This is a genomic window from Klebsiella michiganensis (assembly GCA_000963575.1).
In the GTDB taxonomy this organism is placed as follows: Bacteria; Pseudomonadota; Gammaproteobacteria; order Enterobacterales; family Enterobacteriaceae; genus Cedecea; species Cedecea michiganensis_A.
Genome location: CP011077.1, coordinates 4,974,115 through 4,987,023, shown reverse-complemented (window position 1 = coordinate 4,987,023; position 12,909 = coordinate 4,974,115). Strand labels below are relative to the sequence as shown.

The window sequence follows — 12,909 nt, the reverse complement described above, 5'->3', positions numbered from 1 at the left end:
GAGTGTAAAGGTTCACAAACGGCACCTTTAACTGATAATCAAAAAATAGGATACCCAGATTTAGAAAAAAATGGTGGGATAATAGTCGGTGAAGGCAAACCTGGTTTTGAGGGAGGAACAAAATTACCTCCAACTAAAGTCGAAATTGTCAGGCCAGAGAAAGAAAAATAGAGGGAATAAATGTCAATATTAGATACTGATAAAGTAGATATGATTGGTATACCAAAAGATAATACAGATTTTGTTCGATTAGGTATAACTGATCATCTATGTTGGAATGACGATATACTTGAACATTTATATTTATTACAGGAGAAAATTAATAGTTATATTCGTTTTATTGAGAGTAAAGAGGTATATGAAGCTTTCCCTGAATCGAAAGGAATTAATAATTTTTTGATAGAAATATTCTTTCTGTATGAAATACCGCCGGAATGTATTGAATTTCTTGAAAAAGTAAAAGACGTACTGGTTGGTATCAATACTTCGTTAAGATATGAAGTAGGTTGAGAATAATTATCTCAGCGCGGAGCAGACCACATCGTGGCTTGAAAAATACAAGTCGGCATCAACAGATGAAGAGCGTAAAAAACTGGTGGCTGTAGCGAGTAAAGCTGATGCAACTCAACAACAAAAAGCGCTGAACACCCAGATAAGTAAAGACTATCTGGTAAAACAGCAGGATGATCTTATCAAGCTGATGCAATCACTGGGTTGTGATGCAGCCTGTCAGAGGCTGACGCAATACAGTATTAATCAGCTTACGCCAGTGATTGATAACTATGATGAATTGCAGAGATCGAATAACTTCCTGAGCGTGTCAAAAAATACAGAACTGGTGGGTGGGTTAATCGGTAACGGCACGGCAGATACCGTCGCGGGGGCATCAGCTCGGGCGGTAGCGTGGGCCGCCAGTTCCTGGGCAACGTGGCGAGCGGGCTGCTGGTGGGTAAGCTGTTGCGATAGCTGAAATCCCTATTAGTACCTACCCATGGTTTGATATCAACAGCGTAAAAAATCAACGTGTGCCAAAGAATCAGCCCAAGACCTGGGATTATAAAGGAAGTGTTTCAGCGGGAGTTACGGGGATGCTGGCCCCGGGACGGAGTGTATGGCAGAACGCAGGGATCGCAGTAGGTGGAACCCTGTTTAGTGATGGACCTGATATTGGAGCGATGGGTAGTGGCGCTTTTGGCGCATGGGTTGGTGGAATGTTTGGGTAATATGCTCCAGGGATTATAAGTTCAGTGACAGGAAAAGAATTACCAGGATTTGTTTATGATTATTGGGGAGGCGTCGCCTCAGAGTTTTCATCTGGATTTGTTAAGGATATTAATAAATCAACAGGTTCATCTGAGGAGAAAAAATAATGAAAAAATTATATGGTTATATAGTACTGTTTTTTTATAGCTGCTTGTCTTCTGTATTAATGTTACTGTTATTAGGTGGGGTAATTGCGGTTTTTTATTACTTCAAAGGCAATGATTTTCACTTCCCACTAAATCAAGTAAAAAGAGCAATAGTTTTTGGTTGCATTGCAGGAACTGCTATAACAGCAGCTACAATCGTCTTTAATCTGATTGATTATTTTAAAGTCCGAAAAACTCCCCCCTCAGATCCCAACTGACCTTCATAAAAACCTCGGCTATTGAGCCGGGGTTTGGCTATATATCGACGGCGGATGCCGGTAAAAATAAACTGGATACGGGGAAGGGCATCGAGAACAGCGCGGAGTGCCAGGTAGAGCACCAGAGCGTGGGCATCAGTTCGGGCGGTCGCGTGGCGGGTGGATAAAATTGTTACGGGCGGCACAATAGCTGAAATAGCTAACGGCACCTATCAGTGGTTTGATATTAACAGTGAAAAGAAATCAAAGTTTGCCAAAAATCAGCCCAATACCATGGATTATAAAGGAAATATTTCAGCGGGAGTTACGGGGATGCTAGCCCCGGGACGGAGTGTATGGCAGAACGCAGGGATCGCGGTAGGTGGAGCCCTATTTACTGATGAGCCGGATAAAGGTGCTTTAATTGGTACAGGGGTTGGCTGGGCATTTGGTAGTATGACTGATGTGATTGCACCGCCTGTATTGAAGCCAGTTTTAGGTCCAGGCTCGGGTTTTGTTAGTGATGTTATTGGTTTTTTTGGTGGTGAGTTTATTGGTAATAAAGTTAAAGATAAAACAAACAATAAGGGCTCTAATGATGCTGGGAAATAAAAAAAATCCAAACATAAATTTGAAACATCTGCTTTTAAGTATTGTTTATCTTATTATTTATTGTTTCATTTTTTTCTTTATAGCTAGTGTTATTATTGACTTAATTTTTGATGGTAAGGTGAATTTAACAAGAGAAGTAATGATAGATATCATCGTTGTAAGCGCTATTGCAGGTACTGCAGGGGGGATGGGCTCATGGATTTTCGCCAAAATAGATGAATGTAAAGCCAAAAAAGTCCCTCCCTCAGATCCCAGCTGAGCCTCATAAACATCCCGGCTATTGAGCCGGGGTTTGGCTATATATCGGCGGCGGATGCCGGTAAAAATAAACTGGATACGGGACGCTGGGTTTTAAGGGAATCGAGAACAGCGCAGAGTACCAGGTAGAGCACCAGAGCGTGGGCATCAGGTCGGGCGTGGTCGCGGAGGCACAGACCGGGAAAACGACGGTTGAGAATAACTGGCTGAATGAGAAAGAGGCTCGTCAGCTTGATAAAAAAATGCAGGACTGCAAAAAATCGGGTGGTGACTGTAAAAAAGTGGTCGAGAAATATATCGACATTAGCAATAAAAACGGTAAAGAACTGATTGAGGCCTGTACCAGTGGCGGTGTGACTTGTGTGAGTTGGGAAGAGCTGATTCAGGCAGACACGAACGTTGCCCTGGATGCGAATAAACATCAGGTGAGGTTAAGCGAGAAGCTGAAAGATCCGGATGCAGTGGCAATAGTGAAATATCTTAACGGTTCGGACCTGAAATTCCTGAAAGATAATATCACAACCAATGATAGGGTTATGGATGTGATTATGACACCAACTTCCTGGCCGGTAGCGGTAATGGGGCGAAAGGCAATTATTACTATCAGTGCAGGTATTAAGGAACAATTAATCGCTGCGGGAGTATCAGGTGCTGCTAATGCTGCTATCCAATATGGAACAAGCAAAACTGGTGAGGTTAAATTATCTGATGTTATAGGCGCAAGCGTCATTAGCATCATTACCGCTGGTAAAGATTACAATCCAACAGTAACCTGGAATGCAGCCGGTGGATATTATCAGGCTAAAATCGAAGGTGATGACCCATTTAATGGATGTATTTTGAGCACAGTAAGTGCCGGGACAGGTTATATTGTTGGCAAAATAATCAAAGTTCCTTTTGAGAAAGTGCTTAATCCAATGTCAAAGCAGTACGAATGGATACCTACAGGTGTATGGACAATTTCCAAATCTGTACCTCAAAGCTCAGTGCCATCAGTAGCAGCCAATGTTGCAGACTCTGTAGCTTCTGGTCTTTCTAATTATGCTACGAGTAATAAAAATGTGGAGGCAAAAAAATGAGGAAAGTACCAACATGGCGATTGGTATTGTTATTTTTTTATTCCTGCGCAGCCATTCCGGCTACTATGTTCATATTGAGCTTAGTATTTCAGTGGATCCTAGCGCCCGGACTTGATGTTGATTTTTTTGGCCATGAACAAGTGCATGTTGCCCTCAAAATGGCAGCTTTAGGTTTCTTTTTGGGGATATGTCTATGGCTTTCCTATTACTTGCCCTATAGAAAGCGAATGTTAAATAAATAAGTTGTTGTTGAGAATAATAATATGGATGCTATGGCCGGTTCAGATCTTGGGTTTTGGCTGGGTAACACACCGTGTGCACCAGCTGAAGACAAAGCGAAATTCTTAGGTGAAGTGGCAAGGGGGAATATCGTCGTATCTGCTGGTATAGCCAGTATGTAAGTATCCCGGTAAACCGAACCATTCACTTTTAGAGATCTTCCGACATACTGATTATGCCCTGCCGTTTATCCCCTTTAACCCCGCAAAGGTGGTTAAAAGGGAAAGGATGTTATGCGGTCGTGCGCAAAATCAGTTTGCGGCTTTGTTTGAAACATGACACCAGTTGTTATTCTCGTTTATGCCGCCGTTGGGTGAGGTATAGCCCAGGCAGCCGAGAATGGTGTCATACAGCTCAACGTGGCGATGCGGCACTTTCATTTTGGCCTGCTCCTGCAGGTGCTTAAAGGCTTCGGCAGACGTTGGATTTTCCAGGTACTTATCCGAGGCCCAAACCAGCAGCGGGACGCGGAATTGTTCCGGCGGTGCCATTTTACGCGGCGTGCCGTGCAGGTGCATGGAGTCGCTGATAGATTCGCCGTGGTCGGCGGCGTAGAAGACTATCGCCTTCTTATCGCGCAGCTGGTCGAGCACGCTGTCGATCATCGTATCGACATAAAGTACCGAATTATCAAAAGCATTAATTAGCATCTCCTTCGAACAGCCTTTGCCAATATCAATGCATTCTGGCGTCCATTTCGCAAAGCTGCGCGGGTAGCGCTGGGCATAGGAGAAGTGGGAGCCTTTGGTGTGCAAAATAATCAGATGCTTGCCGTCTGGATTTTGCTCGAGGGATTGCTTCATCTCATCAACCAGCAGCATGTCGTCCACGGTTTTACCGCGGTTGCGGGGTTCAGCGGCGATTTGTTCGCGGAAGGCAAGGGTATCCGGCATGGCGTTTTTGTAGAACCAAATTTCGCTCTGCATGGCGTAAAGGTCGGCACTGAATCCCAGCTGTTTTAAGACCGCGAAGATATTTTGCTCTTTCAGCGTACGCTGGGGGTTATCTTCTGCCCCGCCTTCGCGGACGAACATACAGCGCAGAGAGAGTTTGGTGGCGGTGTCGCAGGACTCCCCGCGGAAGGCGACCAGATTTTTCTCTTTGGCGAGTTTGGGCGTGGTGTCACGGCCATAGCCCAAGATCCCCATATGATCCCAGCGCGTGGTTTCGCCAATGATAAACACCACATAAGTATCGTCCAGGCCCGGAGGCGTAACGTAGGTGAACTTTTTCATGGGGTTCATCAGCGAGCCGTTGCCGGTGGATTCGTCGGCATTCGCCCAGGCAAAAAGCCCCAGGGAAGAGACCCAGTTGACCGGCACATAAGAGCTGGCCACTACGCCGCCATAGCTTGCCATATCCGTCGTTGAACCTTGCTCATCGTCGGACTGCATTTCACCCAACATGCGCAGCGGCGCCCAAACCAGCAGTCCCGCACAGAGCAGGATAGCGATGTTTTTGATGCGCTGGCCGGGAGTTTTCAACTGTTGAAGCAGCGTGTCTTGTGACCTGTTGACCCAGATGAGGAACAGCGGGATAGCGCTGACCAGCCCCATCCAGAGCGCAAAGTGGAAGCCCACAACTTCTTTAGAAAGGTCGATATCGGTGGTCATCACCGAGGCAATGATGCCGTAGCCGATCACCACGTTGAAGAAGGTCATGTAGTAGCTGGCGGCCACGGAGCACAGCACCACGAAGGAGGCCAGCACTCGCCAGAGATTACGGCCAAAAAGCGACAGCAGGCGTAGCAGGAAAAATGTCACCAGCAGGCAGGCAAAAAACTCGGCAGCTGCGGCCATGCCTTTCCAGGCGATGAAGACCTGGGCACGGCTATCAAAACGTTGGTAGAAAACAGAGATATTCAAAAACCAGCCAATGTACACCCCAAGCAAAAGACACAATTTTTGCTGGGATAGTGTTTTTATGTAATTCATGCAGGGCTTCCAGGCGATAAAAAATATTAGCGCTATTCAGACCGTGGAGTAGCCAGCTAGTTCTGAATGGCTTGTGAAACGAAGAGAATTCCTGGCGAAACGTCAACATTCTAAGAAAATGGCGGTTTTTAACAAAAAAAGACCCCGTTTTTAGACGGGGTCTTTTGCGGTCTGCTTAGTAATGAATATCAGGGCTTTGATGCCGCATGGAGTTCATCGTAGATATAGTGTCGGTAACTATCAAACAGCGTCGTGTCGGGGCAATCATTCAGTCTGCCCTGGCACAAATGGCGCATATCGATATTGGCCTGGTAGAACGGCGACACTTTTAGCTGGGCCTGTTCGAGTAACATGCCGCCAAGGAAGGCGATGTCGGTGATGGCGCCCAGGTCCGCAACCGGTGGGGCATTATAATTGTCCCGCAGGCTGAATTGCGAAAGATGGACAGGGTCTGCCTGGTCCGTCGTGTAGCCGTTAGCCCAGTCGATGGCCGGCTGGTGATCGCCGAAGTACATAAACATCGTAGGCCGCTGGCGTTGGTCTACAAACTGGAAGAAGTCGGCCAGAGCGGTTTCTGAGTTTTTAATCTTCTCAACATAATGGCTAAACTTCCCGGCGGCATCCTTGTTCTGCATCGCGGAAGTGAGCTGGTAATCATCGGAATGCCCTGCGTCATAGGGGCCGTGTTCATACATCGTTAAGGCATATACAAACACGGGTTTATCGGTGTGGCTGGCAAGGAGCTTTTTAACATAGCCCAGGATATCCGCGGTGGGAATATGCCAAAGGTTGTCTGCCAGGTCACCCGGGTAACCCAGCTCCTGTGGCTGAATGATTTTATCTACGCCCATCATGGTGTAGGCGTGACCGGCGTTATAGGCCGATTTATTGAATGGCGTCAGGACCACGGTGTAATAGCCGTTATCTTGCATCTGCTTAAACAGGCTGTCGTTGACGTGATCGACAGCTGAATAAAAGACTGAGTTTTTCAGCGCCCCAAAATCATCGCTGCGCATTCCGGTTAAGGCCGCGAATTCAGACAGCCAGGTGCCTCCACCAAAGGTTTGCACGCGCATCAGCGTGTGGGCCTTCACTTTGCTGTCCTGCTCAAACATAGAAAAATGCGGCAGTAATTTAGGGTCAGGCACCTTATACAGACGAGGATCTACCGTCGATTCCTGCAGCAGCAGAACGATATCAGGCCGCACGCTCGCAGATGCTGCCCGCTTGTTATTCATCGCCGCCGCCCGGGAGATAAATTCCTGAGATGTAGACTGAGGGAACGTTGGCGCGTCATAGCTAGCCTGGATGCCTGACAGCGCCAGGTTTGACAGCACGCCGGTGCCGCCGGGGAGTTTTGTGGCCCAGTCGTGCTGATTTTTCAGTACGCTGTGGCTAAGCGCTGACGCCGAGCCCAGCATCACGCCGAGGGCAATCAGCGGGGCGAGCATCCCTTTGCGGCGCGGCACCGCACGCCAGCCGATGATAATCGTCAGGATAAGCAGCGCTACCATCGCCGCAACCGCGATCCCGGCGGAGGGATAATGCAGCAGCGTGCCCGCATTGGCCGGGTCGGCCATCAGGAAAATATCGCTAAACAGCAGCTGGTCTTTGTAATAGTGAACCTTAAGCTGGTTGCAAAATTGCAGCAGAATCACCAGCAGGCTACTGGTTCCAATGGCGAAAATGATTCTGGCGGAGAGTAAATAAAGTAATCCGCAGGTAAAAATGAAGGTACTTGCAGCGATAACCAGGGGATAGATATCACGCGGTGAGTTACCCGCAATGATGATCACGGCTGCAATAAGTAGCAATGTGACATAAAGATATGTCCAGAGCGATTTTCGGCTGGTTTTTTTTACCATGGTGCTCGTTTTCTCTGTAGGGCTGTTCTGGATAGCAAATGCTGTCTTAGGAGAGCGATCCCTCTGTTGGCCTGACGAGTGAAAAAAGGATAAGGCAGTTAGAAGGGGGATTTATCCTGGCCGGGATAATACAGCTTGTGGCGAAAAAGTCTCCCTAAAGACGGTTATTTCATTGCTACCGTTGTGTTTTTGTTTGGAGAGAAAACAAAAGGCGGTGATGGGCTACGTCAAAGCCGCCCATCAGGCGGCCTTAACGTATGTCTGGCGAAGTCTATCAGGCGTGGGCGTGCTTGTGATTGAGGACGGTGCGTACCGGCTGACGAATTGTGGTGGAGATCGCCAGCGACAGAATCAGCAGGGCAAAGATAACGCAGAAGGTCACGTAGAAGCCGCCGAACAGTGAGGCGATGATGGAGCCGCAGATGCTGCCGATCCCAAAGCCCAGGTAAATCACGCCGTAGTTCTTGGTCAGATTATTCAGGCCAAAGAATTCGCTGACCAGCGAAGGATAAACGGTGATGGTGCCGCCAAAGTTAAAGGCAACGCAGGCGATGGCCGCAAAGAAGGTCGCTTCGTTCAGCGGGGCAAACAGCAGGGCCGCCATACCGACCAGTGAAATCACCTGACCAATGGTGATCACCCGAATACGGGCAATTTTATCGGACAGGATGCCGAGAACAAGGCGGCCGCTCAGGTTAGCAATGGAGATAACGGTTACCGCATTGGCGGCAGACATGGCATCCAGGTGAACCATGCCCTGAGCGATATCTTTTGCAACGCCGATAACGTACAGGCCGCTCATGCAGGCCGTGAGGAACATCAATGCCAGCATCCAGTATTGTGGCTGGCGCATAGATTCTGCGAGGGTGAAATCGGTCTTCGCTGCGCCGCCTGCGGATTGGGTTACCTGCAGCGGGGCATCTTTCATCATGGTGGCGCCAAACAGCACCATAACCATCGCCAGGCCACCCCAGATCATAAAGGTGTTTTCCAGACCGTAGGCCGCCAGCAGGTGGGTATCGATATATTTAAAACCGAGGCTACCGAGGCCATAGGCGCCGATAGAGAAGGCAGAAATCAGCCCCTTACGCTCCGGGAACCACTTCACGCAGTTAGACAGCGTTAGCAGGTAGCCTGCGCCGTCCGCCAGGCCAACCAGCACGCCCGCCGTGAGCCACAGCATCATCAGGTTGTTGGCATGTGCGGTGAAGAATAGCCCGGCACCGAGCAGCACGCCCGCCGCCATGGTGACTTTGCGCACGCCGAATCGGTCCTGCAGTTTGCCCGCTACGGAAGAAGAGATAGCGAGGCCAAGGCTCAACAGGCCGAAGGAGAATGCAACCTGGCTGATGGGGGCGTCCAGCTTCTGGGACAGCGAGCTGTTGAACAGGCTCCAGGTATAAACAGAACCCAGCGCGAACTGAGTAATGATGGTTCCGATGAGGGTTAACCAGCGAGTACGGTTGTAGGTGGCAGTGTTCATGGCAGATGTCCTGCGAATATAAGGAAAGTTATCTGCCGTCTACGATAGCGAAGCGCCGTTTATTCCAGGAAAAAACGGCATGAAATGCATGGGGAACGGAATGAAATGCCTCTCAGACGGTATGAACAGCCTTCACGCTGCACTTTATATTTTGTTGGTTAGTGCTCGCTATCATTGTGATGTGCGTATTTGCTGTATATCAAATGTTAAATCATAAATGAGACATGGTTAACACTTTGCAAATTTATCGGTATTAAGTCCCCTTTCTTTGATCTCATTCAGGGTTGCGAAATACCCCGGATTCACTATTGTCAGAAAGTAAAATTTGCCCATGCTCGGCAGGTTATCAGGGAGAGCAAAATGGAACGTTGTGGCTGGGTCACTCAGGATCCGCTGTATCTGGAGTATCACGACAAAGAATGGGGCGTGCCGGTCACCGACGGGCAGAAGCTCTTTGAGATGATTTGCCTGGAAGGCCAGCAGGCCGGGCTTTCGTGGATTACCGTGTTGAAAAAACGGGAAAATTACCGCCAGCGTTTCAGGAATTTTGACCCTTATGCCGTGGCGCTGATTCAGCCGGAAGAGGTCGATGCGCTGATGCTGGATGCCGGAATTATTCGCCATCGTGGGAAAATTGAGGCGATTATCACCAACGCCAAAGCTTTCCTCGCCATGGAAGCCAACGGTGAGAAATTCCCGGAGTTTGTTTGGGCCTTCGTGGAGAATAAACCAAAGGTGTCGCATGCCGCTTCACTCAGCGAAGTTCCAGCCTTTACGCCGACGTCAGATGCGCTGTCTAAGGCGCTAAAGAAGCGCGGGTTTAAGTTTGTGGGGTCGACTATCTGCTATTCGTTTATGCAGGCCTGCGGCCTGGTCAATGACCATGTGACCAGCTGTTTCTGCCACCCTGATTTTCGCCAATGATCCAGCCGTTTAGCCGTGGGGAAATGGATACGCTCATAGCGCTCTGGCTTGAAAGTACCATCGTCGGCCATCCGTTTATCCCGGAAAGCTACTGGCACGAGAGCCTTAACCTGGTGCGTAACGTCTATATTCCTCAGTCAAATACGTGGGTGTACCTGCACCAGCAACAGATGGTGGGCTTTATCAGCGTGATGGACCAGCAGTTTATTGGCGCGCTGTTCGTGGCGCCTTCTTTTGCCGGGCAGGGGTTCGGCGGTGAATTGCTGGAGAAGGCGAAAGCGGAATACCAGGCCTTAAGTCTTGAGGTATACCAGAAAAACCGTCGGGCGGTGCATTTCTATCACCGCCACGGCTTTCACATTGAAGAGAGCGCGTGGCAGGAAGAAACGCAGCACCCGACGTGGATTATGAGCTGGCAGGCGGATCAAACGCCGTCACGGCAGGAGCCGGGCCGGTAAATTTCTCCGCCCAGACGAGGGAGTTATTTGCCGCGCAGCCGTTGGCGAGCCGTGAAGACGGGATATCCATCGTGAGTACGTTAACCGCGCCGTTTTTACACAGTTTGTCTTCATCCAGATCGGGCCATGCGCCCTGGTGGATACAGACCACGCCTGGCCGAATGCCGTCGGTCACCTGGGCCCCGACCAATACCTGCCCGCGAGCGTTCCATACCCGTACTAAATCGCCGTGAGCGATCCCGCGTGCTTTGGCATCCTCGGGATGCAGCGTAATAGGCTCGCGCCCGGCAATGGCGTACTGGTCGCGCAGTCCGGCATAGTTTAGCTGGCTGTGCAGGCGGTGGGCAGGATGCGATGAGAGCAGCTGCAGCTGGCCGGAGGCGGCATTGCCCTGCCATTCATCCGGTGCCAGCCAGCTTGGGTGAGGTGGGCAGTCATCATACCCAAAGCTGGCGATGCGCTCAGAATAGATCTCAATTTTACCGCTCGGCGTTTTGAGGGGATTTCCCTCTGGATTGTCACGGAAGTCCGAGAAGCGAATAAATTCGGCATTTTTCGCATTTTCTGGCATTTCTATCAGCTGGTTAGATTCCCAGAATTCACTGAATTCCGGCAGTGTGATTTGCTGGGTAGCCCCGCGCTGGCGGGCGATATCATAGAAAGATTCCAGCCATTCAAGTTCACTTTTACCTTCGCTGAACCGCGCTTCGCCTCCGGATTCCCATTTTTCGCTCAGGGCTGCAAAAATATCAAAATCGTTCCTCGATTCTCCCTGCGGGGCGACGACCTGTTTCATAGGGACCAGGTGTTGATTGCTGTAATCACCGGTCATCGTCATGTCGTTTCGCTCGAATGAAGTGGTCACCGGCAGAACGATATCGGCGTGTTTTGCCGCCGCCGTCCAGAAACATTCGGAGATAACGATCAGTTCAGGTTTTTGCCAGGCCGCGGCAAGGCGGTTGGTGTCCTGGTGATGGGTGAAGTTGCTGCCGCCGGCCCACCACAGCATGCGGAGGTCGGGGAAGCTGTGCTCTTTGCCGTTATGCTGATAAGCCCCGCCGGGGTTTTCCAGCGCTTCGACAATGCGCGCCACGGGGATTTTTTCCACCGCATCGGTTCCGCCCTTCAGCGATCCCTGCAGGGAACCAGGAACCGCTGCGCTGCGGGTCGGATTGCCGCCGTTGGCGAAGTGGTAGGAGAGGCCAAAGCCGCCGCCCGGGGTGCCAATCTGGCCCAGCATGGCGGCCAGCGTGACCAGCATCCAGTGCTTTTGCTCGCCGTATTGCTGGCGCTGCATGCCCCAGCCCGCCATTAGCATGGTGCGCTTGTGGCTGAAAAGATCCGCCAGTTTTTCGATGGTTCCCGCAGGAATACCGCAAATTTCAGCTGCCCAGGCCGCGCTTTTGGGCGTCCCGTCGGTTTTGCCGAGCAGATAGGCTTCAAACTTCTCGTAGCCATAGGTGCAGCGAGCGAGGAAATCGCTATCCTGCCGGCCATGAATGACCAGCGTGTGGGCAATGCCGAGCATCAGCGCGACGTCGGTCCCCATATGCGGCGCGATCCATTCGGCACGTTCACCGAAGAAATCCACCGTTTCAGAGCGCATCGGGTCGATGGCGACGATCGTTTTGCCGCTGTTTTTTAACTGTTCGAAGTACTTCACGCCCTGTTCGTCGCTGGCATTCCAGGCAATTTTCAGCGTGTTGAGTGGGTTCGCGCTCCACAGCACGACCACTTCGCTGTTCTCAAGCAGCAGCGGCCAGCTGGTCTGTTGCTGGTAAACCTCGTTAGAACCAACCACGTAAGGCATGATCACCTGCGCGGCACCGGTGGAGTAGTCGCCGGAATGCCCGGTATAGCCGCCCGCAAGGCTCATGTAGCGCTGAAGCAGGGTAGAGGCTTTGTGCAGCACGCCGTTGGAGCGCCAGCCGTAGGAGCCCGCGAAAATGGCCGCCGGGCCGTAGCCCTCGCGAATGCGCTTGTGCTGTTGATGGATAAGCGTCAGGGCGTCATCCCAACTGATGCGAACATAGTCATCTTCACCGCGAACGCCCAGCGGCTTATCCGGGGAGGCCAGGAACCCTTTCCGAGCCATAGGAAACGCAACGCGAGCTTTGCTGTGAACCTGGTCGGGCACCGCACTTTGCAGCGAGTTTTGATGACCGGTTTCAAGCGCGCCGCGAGAGCTATAAACCCGCTCTCCGTCGGTTTCAACCAGCATAGGGCCCCAGTGCGCGGCAGTGAGGATCTGTTTTCGTGAAGGTGATGTATTGGCCAATTTGGGCTCCGCGATGGCAGGCGGTGGGCTCTGTGCCCACGCATTTATGACAACGATTCAGAATACTTACCGGAATTTTCTACACGAATTGCCGTCATAATCAATCGCCGGACTCATCTCCGGCAAAGGATGA

General features: G+C 50.6%; 10 protein-coding genes and 1 pseudogene. 7 read left to right on the top strand and 4 right to left on the bottom strand.

Features of this window, described 5'->3' with window-relative positions; all coding sequences use genetic code 11:
• Positions 1-180: 180 nt before the first annotated feature.
• From VW41_23165 to VW41_23145, 5 genes and pseudogenes are all read left to right on the top strand, one after another.
• Positions 181-510 carry a hypothetical protein gene (locus VW41_23165; GenBank protein AJZ91710.1) on the top strand — a complete coding sequence of 110 codons (330 nt, stop codon included), beginning with the start codon at positions 181-183 and terminating at the stop codon, positions 508-510.
• An 85-nt stretch (positions 511-595) separates the two neighbouring features.
• Positions 596-970, top strand: coding sequence for a hypothetical protein (locus VW41_23160; GenBank protein ID AJZ91709.1), 375 nt, complete (start codon positions 596-598; stop codon positions 968-970).
• Between the two features lie 822 nt (positions 971-1,792).
• Positions 1,793-2,218 (top strand): annotated as a pseudogene (locus VW41_23155) (adhesin).
• A complete protein-coding gene (locus tag VW41_23150; protein AJZ92071.1) occupies positions 2,136-2,477 on the top strand; it encodes a hypothetical protein in 342 nt (113 codons plus the stop codon). Before VW41_23155 ends, VW41_23150 begins: the two are co-directional and overlap by 83 nt.
• Before the next feature lie 736 nt (positions 2,478-3,213).
• Positions 3,214-3,555: an adenylate cyclase gene (locus VW41_23145; protein ID AJZ92070.1), complete on the top strand. Its 342-nt coding sequence runs from the start codon at positions 3,214-3,216 to the stop codon at positions 3,553-3,555.
• Positions 3,556-4,085: 530 nt separating this feature from the next.
• On the opposite strand, the gene VW41_23140 is transcribed toward VW41_23145, so the two are convergent.
• The 3 genes from VW41_23140 to VW41_23130 form a co-directional block, all read right to left on the bottom strand.
• Positions 4,086-5,768: a phosphoethanolamine transferase gene (locus VW41_23140; protein AJZ91708.1), complete on the bottom strand. Its 1,683-nt coding sequence runs from the start codon at positions 5,766-5,768 to the stop codon at positions 4,086-4,088.
• A 188-nt stretch (positions 5,769-5,956) separates the two neighbouring features.
• Positions 5,957-7,633, bottom strand: coding sequence for a phosphoethanolamine transferase (locus tag VW41_23135; GenBank protein AJZ91707.1), 1,677 nt, complete (start codon positions 7,631-7,633; stop codon positions 5,957-5,959).
• Positions 7,634-7,907: 274 nt separating this feature from the next.
• Positions 7,908-9,116, bottom strand: a complete 1,209-nt coding sequence (locus tag VW41_23130) for a membrane protein (protein AJZ91706.1) — start codon at positions 9,114-9,116, stop codon at positions 7,908-7,910.
• Positions 9,117-9,476: 360 nt separating this feature from the next.
• Between VW41_23130 and VW41_23125 the strand changes: the two genes are divergently transcribed.
• Together VW41_23125 and VW41_23120 are read left to right on the top strand one after the other, a co-directional pair.
• Complete coding sequence (locus VW41_23125) at positions 9,477-10,040, top strand: DNA-3-methyladenine glycosidase (protein ID AJZ91705.1); 564 nt, start codon at positions 9,477-9,479, stop codon at positions 10,038-10,040.
• Positions 10,037-10,498: an acetyltransferase gene (locus tag VW41_23120; GenBank protein AJZ91704.1), complete on the top strand. Its 462-nt coding sequence runs from the start codon at positions 10,037-10,039 to the stop codon at positions 10,496-10,498. The genes VW41_23125 and VW41_23120 overlap by 4 nt, the downstream gene beginning before the upstream one ends.
• On the opposite strand, the gene VW41_23115 is transcribed toward VW41_23120, so the two are convergent.
• The gene (locus tag VW41_23115) at positions 10,446-12,776 is read right to left on the bottom strand and encodes a trimethylamine N-oxide reductase I catalytic subunit (protein AJZ91703.1); all 2,331 of its coding nucleotides are present in this window, start codon (positions 12,774-12,776) and stop codon (positions 10,446-10,448) included. The genes VW41_23120 and VW41_23115 overlap by 53 nt on opposite strands.
• Positions 12,777-12,909: the final 133 nt, after the last annotated feature.

What these genes read in the sequence shown, in the direction of transcription:
- VW41_23165 (AJZ91710.1), top strand. Translation starts at nt 181, where the DNA reads ATGTCAATATTAGATACTGATAAAGTAGATATGATTGGTATACCAAAA.
- VW41_23140 (AJZ91708.1), bottom strand. Translation starts at nt 5,768, where the DNA reads ATGAATTACATAAAAACACTATCCCAGCAAAAATTGTGTCTTTTGCTT.
- VW41_23135 (AJZ91707.1), bottom strand. Translation starts at nt 7,633, where the DNA reads ATGGTAAAAAAAACCAGCCGAAAATCGCTCTGGACATATCTTTATGTC.
- VW41_23130 (AJZ91706.1), bottom strand. Translation starts at nt 9,116, where the DNA reads ATGAACACTGCCACCTACAACCGTACTCGCTGGTTAACCCTCATCGGA.
- VW41_23125 (AJZ91705.1), top strand. Translation starts at nt 9,477, where the DNA reads ATGGAACGTTGTGGCTGGGTCACTCAGGATCCGCTGTATCTGGAGTAT.
- VW41_23120 (AJZ91704.1), top strand. Translation starts at nt 10,037, where the DNA reads ATGATCCAGCCGTTTAGCCGTGGGGAAATGGATACGCTCATAGCGCTC.